This is a genomic window from Pseudomonas sp. HMSC057H01, assembly GCF_001836405.1.
GTDB classification, from domain to species: Bacteria; Pseudomonadota; Gammaproteobacteria; order Pseudomonadales; family Pseudomonadaceae; genus Pseudomonas; species Pseudomonas aeruginosa.
This window is the reverse complement of the sequence record NZ_KV828512.1, coordinates 151,688-160,570: the sequence shown is the minus strand read 5'-3', so window position 1 is coordinate 160,570 and position 8,883 is coordinate 151,688. Positions and strand designations below refer to the sequence as shown.

Annotated in this window: 11 protein-coding genes and 1 tRNA gene; all 12 read right to left on the bottom strand. The window is 61.9% G+C overall.

The genetic code is table 11. From position 1 onward, the window contains the following. Positions 1-92: 92 nt before the first annotated feature. Positions 93-168: transfer RNA gene (locus tag HMPREF2581_RS25475), tRNA-Lys, on the bottom strand. Positions 169-227: 59 nt separating this feature from the next. Further along, the gene (gene queC / locus HMPREF2581_RS25470) at positions 228-902 is read right to left on the bottom strand and encodes a 7-cyano-7-deazaguanine synthase QueC (RefSeq protein ID WP_003111415.1); all 675 of its coding nucleotides are present in this window, start codon (positions 900-902) and stop codon (positions 228-230) included. Positions 903-917: 15 nt separating this feature from the next. After that, positions 918-1,565: a 7-carboxy-7-deazaguanine synthase QueE gene (gene queE / locus HMPREF2581_RS25465; RefSeq protein ID WP_003111416.1), complete on the bottom strand. Its 648-nt coding sequence runs from the start codon at positions 1,563-1,565 to the stop codon at positions 918-920. A gap of 219 nt (positions 1,566-1,784) precedes the next feature. After that, a complete protein-coding gene (gene ybgF, locus HMPREF2581_RS25460) occupies positions 1,785-2,609 on the bottom strand; it encodes a tol-pal system protein YbgF (RefSeq protein WP_003140772.1) in 825 nt (274 codons plus the stop codon). 9 nt (positions 2,610-2,618) lie between these two features. Beyond that, a complete protein-coding gene (gene pal, locus HMPREF2581_RS25455; RefSeq protein WP_003111417.1) occupies positions 2,619-3,125 on the bottom strand; it encodes a peptidoglycan-associated lipoprotein Pal in 507 nt (168 codons plus the stop codon). A gap of 52 nt (positions 3,126-3,177) precedes the next feature. Beyond that, the gene (gene tolB, locus HMPREF2581_RS25450) at positions 3,178-4,476 is read right to left on the bottom strand and encodes a Tol-Pal system beta propeller repeat protein TolB (protein ID WP_003086128.1); all 1,299 of its coding nucleotides are present in this window, start codon (positions 4,474-4,476) and stop codon (positions 3,178-3,180) included. Then, positions 4,473-5,516 carry a cell envelope integrity protein TolA gene (tolA, locus tag HMPREF2581_RS25445; protein ID WP_003086127.1) on the bottom strand — a complete coding sequence of 348 codons (1,044 nt, stop codon included), beginning with the start codon at positions 5,514-5,516 and terminating at the stop codon, positions 4,473-4,475. The genes tolB and tolA overlap by 4 nt, the downstream gene beginning before the upstream one ends. Before the next feature lie 2 nt (positions 5,517-5,518). Next, positions 5,519-5,959: a protein TolR gene (tolR, locus tag HMPREF2581_RS25440; RefSeq protein ID WP_003086126.1), complete on the bottom strand. Its 441-nt coding sequence runs from the start codon at positions 5,957-5,959 to the stop codon at positions 5,519-5,521. 22 nt (positions 5,960-5,981) lie between these two features. Further along, positions 5,982-6,677, bottom strand: a complete 696-nt coding sequence (tolQ, locus tag HMPREF2581_RS25435) for a protein TolQ (RefSeq protein WP_003086125.1) — start codon at positions 6,675-6,677, stop codon at positions 5,982-5,984. A gap of 1 nt (position 6,678) precedes the next feature. Next, on the bottom strand, positions 6,679-7,125 hold the full coding sequence (gene ybgC, locus HMPREF2581_RS25430) for a tol-pal system-associated acyl-CoA thioesterase (protein ID WP_003086124.1): 447 nt from the start codon (positions 7,123-7,125) through the stop codon (positions 6,679-6,681). 52 nt (positions 7,126-7,177) lie between these two features. Beyond that, positions 7,178-8,236: a Holliday junction branch migration DNA helicase RuvB gene (ruvB, locus tag HMPREF2581_RS25425; protein WP_003086123.1), complete on the bottom strand. Its 1,059-nt coding sequence runs from the start codon at positions 8,234-8,236 to the stop codon at positions 7,178-7,180. A 10-nt stretch (positions 8,237-8,246) separates the two neighbouring features. Then, positions 8,247-8,852, bottom strand: a complete 606-nt coding sequence (gene ruvA / locus HMPREF2581_RS25420; RefSeq protein WP_003086122.1) for a Holliday junction branch migration protein RuvA — start codon at positions 8,850-8,852, stop codon at positions 8,247-8,249. Between the last annotated feature and the right edge of the window lie 31 nt (positions 8,853-8,883).

The following is an 8,883-nucleotide window of genomic DNA, read 5'->3' as shown; positions in this document are numbered from 1 at the left end:
CAATGCGGGCCTAATGTTCGGCCCAGACGGCTGCAAGGCTAGAACGGTGCAACACCCCCTTCCTAGACCTACGCAACTCGCCCCGTAGAAAATGGTGGGTCGTGTAGGATTCGAACCTACGACCAATTGGTTAAAAGCCAACTGCTCTACCGACTGAGCTAACGACCCAACGCGAGGCGTATAATACTGATTTCTAACGTAAAAACAACACCTCTCGCGAATTTTTTTCAGAAATATGGCGTCGGGTCGGAAATACCAGCCGCCGCGAAGCCATCCGCACGCAGCCGGCAGCTATCGCATTTGCCGCACGCACGCCCCTGCTCATCGGCTTGATAACAGGACACCGTCAGGCCGTAATCCACCCCACGCGCCACGCCCGCCTGGATGATCTGCGCCTTGGACAGATACTGCAGCGGCGCCTGGATGCGGAAGCCATTGCCTTCCACGCCCGCCTTGGTTGCCAGGTTCGCCATGCGCTCGAAAGCCTCGACGAACTCAGGGCGACAATCCGGATAACCAGAGTAATCCACCGCATTCACACCGATGAAGATGTCACGGGCATCCAGGACCTCGGCCCAGCCCAGGGCGAGCGAGAGAAACACCGTATTGCGCGCGGGCACGTAAGTCACCGGTATACCTTCGCTAGGCGACTCGGGCACCGCGATGCTCTCGTCGGTCAATGCCGAGCCGCCCATGCCATTGAGGTCGAGCCCTATCACCTTGTGCTCGATCACGCCCAACTGCCGGGCCACGCGCTCGGCGGCCTGCAGCTCGGCGCGATGGCGCTGGCCGTAGTCGAAACTCATGGTGTAGCAGGCGTAGCCGTCGGCCTTGGCCATGGCGACAACGGTGGCGGAGTCGAGGCCGCCGGAGAGCAGGATGACCGCTTTCTTCTGGTTCATGATGGATTCCTCGTCTCAATGGCCCGGTTCGTCGTTCCAGAGAATCTTGTGCAGTTGCAATTGCAGGCGGACCGGCAGGTTGTCGGCCACGATCCAATCGGCCAGTTCTCGCGCGCTGACCTGATGGTGGCTCGGCGAGAACAGGACTTCACCGGCACGCTGGTCGAGGCGGTACTCGATCAGCTTGGATACCGCCCAGTCGTAGTCCTCTCGCGAACAGACGACAAACTTCACCTGATCGTTGTCGGTCAGCAACGGGATATTTTCGTATCGGTTGCGTCCGACCTCGCCAGATCCCGGCGTCTTGAGGTCGAGAACCTTGCTTACGCGCGGGTCGACCCGTGACACATCGAGGGCCCCGCTGGTTTCCAGGGAAACCTCGTAGCCGGCGTCGCAAAGCCGCTCCAGCAGAGAAATGCAATTCGGCTGGGCCAGCGGCTCCCCGCCGGTCACGCAGATGTAGCGAGGCTTGTAGGTGGCAACCCGCTCGAGAATAGCGTCCAGGCTAACGACGTCGCCGCCGCTGAAGGCATAGGCGGTATCGCAATAGTGACAGCGCAGGGGGCAGCCGGTCAGGCGCACGAAGACCGTCGGCAAGCCGGCGGTACGTGTTTCCCCCTGCAACGAGTAGAAAATCTCGGTGATGCGCAGGGTCTGTTGCATATTCAGCCACGGGCGTGACGACTGAACAGGTCGTCCGCCTCCGTTGCGGTAAATGAAGGGGCGCCACGGAACGTATCCTGTCGTGGCACTCGAAATCCCGGAAGGTCTCGCGAGGAGAGGCACGAAGATCAGCCGAGCTGAAACCATGCAGCTTCACGGGGGCGCCGATTCTAACGAAAAAACCCGCGACAGGCGCGGGTTTGTTCATCGGGAACGGGGTCAGCGAAGGTTCTTCAGGTCGCGCTGCGCCAGTTGGGCGGCCGAAGTGCCCGGGTACTGGGAAATGACCTGCTGGAGGATGCCCTTGGCCTTGTCGTTGTTACCCAGGCGACGCTCGACGTCCGCCAGCTTGTACAGCGAGTCGGGCACCTTCTGGCTGCTGGGGTAGCTCTGGCTGACCCGCGCGAAAGCCTGGCCGGCACCTTGCAGGTCGCCCTTGGCCAGGTTCACCTCGCCGAGCCAGTACTGGGCGTTGCCGGAGTACTGGCTGTTCGGGTACTTGCGCAAGAAGGCATTGAACGCCTGGCTCGCCTTGTCGAAATCCTTGCTCTTTATCAGGTCGAAGGCCGCGTCGTAGTAGAGCTTCTCCTTCGCCGGGTCGCCCGGCTCGCTACTCGGCGCCGGTGCGTTGTTGCCTGCGGGAGCCGCAGGCGCCCCATTGGCGTTGATGGCGCCAGCGGGTGCGGAATTCTGTGCAGCGGGAGCGCCACCACCGGAAATCCGACGGTCGAGGTCCTGGTAACGTTCCAGGCTTTCCTGCTTGAGCTGCTGGATCTGGTTCTGCTGTTCCTCGAGCGTGCCACGCAGGCGAGCCAACTCGTCCTGCATCTGCTGGAGCTGCATGAACAGTTCGCCCTGCACGGAGGTAGGGGTTGTCACCCCACCTCCGGCAAAGGCGCCGCCGGCACCTGCCGTGCCATACCCGGAAGGAGGAACGTTGCCGCCATTGTTGGCGGCAACGCCGTCATACACAGGAACTTCCGCCCAGGCCGCGAATGGCAGGCTGAGCGCGAGGAACGTCAGGACACGCAGGTGCTTGGGCATAACGACTTCTTACTTCTTCAGCTCGACGCGACGGTTCTGAGCCCAGGACTGCTCGTCGTGGCCGGTGGCGACCGGACGCTCTTTACCGTAGGAAACCAGTTCCAGCTGGGCCGGCGAAACGCCCTGCAGCACCAGGTAGCGCTGAACGGCCTTGGCACGACGCTCGCCCAGAGCCATGTTGTACTCGCGGGTGCCACGTTCGTCGGTGTGGCCTTCCAGCACTACGCGCTGACCGCTGCCTTTCAGGTCTTTCGCGTGTACGTCCAGAGCGCGCATGGCTTCCGGCTTCAGGTCGGAGCTGTCGTACTCGAAGTAGAAGGTGGTGATCGCACGCAGAGCGGCTTCGTCGCTCAGGCTGCCGTCAACGGCACCGCTGTTGGCGCCATAGCCTGCGTTCGGGTCGACGCCGCCATTGGCACCTTCACCGGAAGCATCGCCGCCCTTGGAGGAGCAACCCACAGCCACAGCCATGGCCAGAGCCAGCGCAGCAAATTTGCCGAATTTCAGCATTTCCATCATGTAACTCCTAATGAACCCCAGTGTATAAGTTTGTAACCGTTGGCGACCGTCAGTTCAGGTAAGGGGACCAGGAAGGCTCGCGCACATCGCCCTGAGCGGTAGGGAGAGGTATCCGTACGCGTCCGTTGATGGATACGAGCATCAGCACGCCCCGGTCCTGCTGGCGGGTGGCGTAGATTAGCATGGTGCCATTGGGCGCAACAGTGGGCGAATCGTCCAGAGTGGTGTTCGACAGCACCCGCAGATTGCCGCGCTGGAGGTCCTGGGCGGCGATCTGGAAGTTGGTGTAGCCCTGCTGGCGGTGAACCATTACCAGGGTCTTCTCGTCGGCCGAGAGTTTCGGGTTGGCGTTGTAGTTGCCGATGAAGGTTACCCGGTCCACGGCACCGCTGTTCACGTTCATCTTGTAGATCTGCGGCTTGCCGCCACGGTCCGAGGTGAAGTACAGGGTAGAGCCGTCCTTGCCCCAGAAGGGTTCGGTATCGATCGCCAGGTTGTTGGTCAGGCGGCGCAGGGCGCGGCTACCAAGGTCCATGACGTAGATTTCCGGGTTGCCGTCGCGCGACAGGACGAAGGCCAGGCGGTTGCCGTCAGGGGAGAATGCCGGAGCGCCATTCAGGCCCTCGAAATTGGTGATCTGCTCACGACGGCCAGTATCGACGTACTGGATGAAGATACGCGGGCGCTTCTGTTCGAAGGAGACATAGGCGATACGGCGGCCATCGGGCGAGAAGCGCGGCGACACGATGGGCTCGCGCGACTGCAGCAGGGTCACCGGGCGGGCGCCGTCGTAGTCGGAGCGCTGCAAGGTGTAGCGGGTGTTGTCGACCGAGAAACGCTCGGCGGTGACATAGAGCATCTTGGTGGAGAACGCGCCCTTGATACCGGTGAGCTTCTCGAACGACTGGTCGGCGATGTAGTGCGACATGTCGCGGAGCTGATCGGTGCTGCCGGTCACGCTGCCGGTCAGGACCTGCTGCTCGGTGCCGACATCGAACAATGCGTACTGCACCTGCAGGCGTCCGCCGGCAGGCACGATGTTGCCGACCATCACGTAGTTGACGCCAACTGCCTTCCAGTCACGGAAGATCACTTCGCTGGCCTGCGCCGGCTGGCTGATCATGTTCTGCCGGGGCAGCGGCTCGAAGTAGCCGGAGTTGCGCAGGTCGTTGCCGATGATATTGGACATGTCTTCCGGCAACACGTTGCCCCCCTGGAAGCCGAACGGCACCACGGCGATGGGAATGGCACGGTCGTTACCGCTGGAGATCACCAGCGGGTCGGCAGCCTGCGCAGCACCTGCCACCAGGGCCAGGGCGAACAGCGCAATGCGAATCAGGGTACTCACAGACTCAAATCCTCCGGTTTAAAGATGATGCGGCGCTGACGATACAGGCTGTCGAAGGTAGCCCGCGGCAATTGCTGCATCTCGGGAATACGGCCGACGTTGCGCACCGCCGCCACCGCCGAACTGTCGAAAGGCTTGTCGCCACTCGAACGGCTGACGCTGGCATTGGTGATGGTACCGTCCGGCAGCATTTCGATTAGTACTTCTACGCTCATTCCATTACGCGCCGATGGAGGACGCCGCCACTGCTGGCTCACCAGGTTGACGATCAGGTCGTCGAGACTGCCGGTGACCTCGCTGCCCACCTCGTCGGCCAGGGCCTGCTGGCGCTCGGTCGTATCCGAAAGCAACTCGGCCAACGCCTGCGCCTTCTTGTCCTCGGCAGCCTTGCGGGCTGCCGCGGCAGCGGCGGCGGCCTTTTTCTTGGCGGCCTCGACGGCGGCTTTCTTCTTCGCCGCTTCCGCAGCAGCCTTCTTCTTGGCCTCCTCGGCCGCTTTCTTCTTCGCGTCCTCGGCTGCCTTTTTCTTGGCGTCGTCAGCGGCCTTTTTCTTGGCCTCGTCCTCGGCGCGCTTCTTGGCTATGTCAGCCTGCTTCTTCTGTTCGGCGGCCTTGGCCTCGGCAGCTTTCTTGGCTTCATCGGCCTTCTTCGCCTCGGCGGCTTTCTGGGCCTCGGCCTTTCGAGCCTCGTCAGCCTTCTTTTGTTCCGCCGCTTTCGCAGCAGCGACCTGCTGCTGTTCCAGCTTTTGTTGCTCGAGTTTCTGCTGCTCGAGCTTCTTCTGTTCGAGCTGCTCGACTTCGTATTGCTTGGAGGCGGTCTTCTTCGCCTCGCCAGCGATCTTCTGGTTGGTCTGGGTCGTCGCCTGGCTCTTCGACTTGAGCTGGTAGAGCGTGGCCTGCACGATCGGCTTGGAGGGAGGAAGCTCCGGAGCAAACGCCCAGCTGACGAACAGCATGGCGAAGATCAGAACGTGCAGGACCACCGCCAGGACGACGGGCCAGAAATAACTCTCGGAAGGCGAGCGCTCGAACTGTTGCTTCAAGATCAGGGGGCCTCGGTAATCAACCCGACGTTGGGCACACCGGCCTGCTGCAAGGCACCCATGGCGCCAACCACCGCACCATAGTTCACCGCCTTGTCGCCGCGGATGAATACCTGGGTGTCCGGACGGGCACTCATGATCTTGGTGACTGCATCGGTCATCTGCTCCAACGACACGGCACTATCGGTCTGTTTTTCAGTATCCACTTCGCTGCCGACGTTCCAGTAATAGGAACCGTCGGCTTTCACCGAAAGGGTCAGGACCTGCTTGTTGTTGTCCTGAGGCAACGCCTCGCTGGACACCTTCGGCAGGTCGACCTTGACCCCCTGGTTGAGCATCGGTGCGGTCACCATGAAAATCACCAGCAGTACCAGCATCACGTCGATGTAAGGCACCACGTTCATTTCCGCGACCGGCTTGCGCTTGTGACGAACCCTTGCCATATCGGCTTACCTCTCAGTCGTCTTAGTCGTCGCTGGTGTGCACCTTGCGGTGCAGGATGGCCTGGAACTCGTCGGCGAAGGTGTAGTAACGACCGATCAGCATCTCAGAACGTGCGGAGAAGCGGTTGTAGGCGATGACCGCGGGGATCGCGGCGAACAGGCCGATGGCGGTGGCGATCAGCGCTTCGGCGATACCCGGGGCGACGGTGGCCAGGGTAGCCTGCTGCACGGTGGCCAGGCCACGGAAGGAATTCATGATACCCCAGACGGTACCGAACAGGCCGACGTACGGGCTGGTGGAGCCGACGGTTGCCAGGAACGGCAGGCTGGCCTCGAGTTTCTCCTCCTCACGGGAGATGGCCACACGCATGGCGCGCGCCACGCCCTCCATCACTGCATCGGGATCGACGCCGGGCTGCTGGCGCAGACGGGAAAACTCCTTGAAGCCGGCACGGAAGATCTGCTCGACGCCGGAGTCCGGGTCCGGATTGCTACCGGCCTGGCGATACAGCTTGGACAGGTCGATGCCCGACCAGAAGCGTTCTTCGAAGGCATCCAGTGCCTTCTTGGCAGCGCGCATGGCGTTGCCGCGCTGGAAAATCATGATCCAGGATGTGACCGAGGCGGCCACGAGGGTCAGCATGACCAGCTGCACCACGATACTGGCGTTGCTGATCAGGCTCCACATGGAGGTATGGTCGACGACGTTCGGTTCCACTTTAATCTCCTGCTGAAAAAGAATCCGGGCTTCCGGCAAAAGCCGCACGCAACGTTTCGGGGATAGCACGTGGCTTCAGGGTGTCCGCTCGCACGCACGCCACCAGGAACCGCCCCTCGCAGAGCAGGACGGAGTCCGACGCTCGACGAACCTGTTGACGAAACTTCAGGCTCGCCCGGTTCAACTCCTCGACCTCGGCGCTGACAAGCAGTTCATCGTCGAGCTTGGCCGGGGCGTGGTAACGCGCCTCGGCGGAGTGCACGACGAACAGCAGATTGTCGCCGACCAGTTGCGATTGGGCGAACCCCAAAGCTCGCAGCCGCTCGGTCCGAGCCCGTTCCATGAACTTGAGATAGTTGACGTAATAGACGATGCCGCCGGCATCCGTGTCCTCGTAATAGACCCGGAAACGCTGCTGGAACGGCTTTCCCCCGTGTTGCGCGCGCATACTCTAGAACCAAGTCCCGGCTTTGCCAATCGGCAATCGCCCACAAATGCAATTAATTACCATCTTCAGACGTGAATAGATCCGTCGTCACCCCCGGCCCCAACCTTTTCGGAATATTCAGGCCAAAGTGCAGGTACGCATGGCGTGTTACCACGCGTCCCCGCGGTGTCCGCATGATGTAGCCCTGCTGGATCAGATAGGGCTCCAGTACATCTTCGATCGTGTGCCGCTCCTCGCTCAACGCCGCAGCCAAGTTGTCGATTCCTACAGGCCCGCCATCGAACTTGTCGATCATGGTCAGCAACAGACGACGGTCGAGGTGGTCGAAGCCACGCTCGTCGACATCGAGCAGGTTCAATGCCTTGTCGGCGATCACCCGGGTAATGTCGCCCTGCCCCCGGACCTCGGCGAAGTCGCGTACCCGGCGCAGCAGGCGATTGGCGATTCGCGGCGTACCGCGGGCGCGCTTGGCGATTTCCGCCGCGCCCTGCGGCTCGATCTCCAGGCCGAGAATGCCGGCCGACCGACTGACGATGGTCGCCAGGTCCTCGACGTTGTAGAACTCCAGGCGCTGGACGATACCGAAGCGATCGCGCAGTGGATTGGTCAGCATGCCGGCACGGGTGGTCGCGCCGACCAGCGTGAACGGCGGCAGGTCCAGCTTGATGGAGCGGGCCGCGGGCCCTTCGCCGATCATGATGTCCAGTTGGAAATCTTCCATGGCCGGATACAACACTTCTTCGACGATGGGCGAAAGACGGTGGATCTCGTCGACGAACAGGACGTCGCCGGCCTCCAGGTTGGTCAGCAACGCGGCGAGATCGCCGGGACGCTCGAGCACCGGCCCGGAAGTACTCTTGATGGAAACGCCCATTTCCTGGGCGATGATATTCGCCAGGGTCGTCTTGCCCAGCCCCGGCGGACCGAAGATCAGCGTATGGTCGAGCGCCTCCTGGCGGCCGCGCGCGGCATGGATGAACAGCTCCATCTGCTCGCGCACGCTGGGCTGGCCGATGTAGTCGGCCAGCTTCAGCGGGCGAATGGCGCGGTCCAGTTGCTCATCGCGTTCGCGACCGGAAACGGCGGATATGAGGCGATCAGGCTCGATCATCGGGCGCCACCTAGACCATGCCCTTCAGGGCCTGGCGGATCATTTCTTCGCTGGACAAATCCTCTCCCGGTACGGCTGCGACGGCACGACTGGCTTCCTGTGGCTTGAAGCCGAGGGCGATCAGCGCGCTGACTGCATCGGCCTCGGCGCTTGAGACTGTAGCGCTGGCACGGGGTTCCATCACCAACGGTGCAATCGTGGGCATGTTTTCCCAAGCCTTGAAGCGGTCCTTCAACTCCACCAGCAGGCGCTCGGCGGTCTTCTTGCCAACACCGGGGATCTTCACCAGGGTTGAGGTGTCCTGTGCCTGGACGCAACGCACCAGTTCGTCCACTTCCAGGCCCGACATCAGCGCCAGAGCCAGTTTCGGACCCACGCCGTTGAGTCGGATCAGCTCACGGAACAGCTCTCGCTCGCGCTTTTCGGCGAAGCCATAGAGCAAGTGCGCATCCTCACGCACAACCAGATGGGTATGCAAGGTCACCGGCTCGCCTACCGAAGGCAACCGATAGAGGGTCGTCATCGGCACTTCCACTTCATAGCCGACGCCATTCACATCGAGGATCAGGTGCGGCGGCTGTTTCTCCGCCAGGGTGCCACGCAAGCGTCCGATCACGAAGAGCTTTCCTTATTCAAAGACGCAGGGG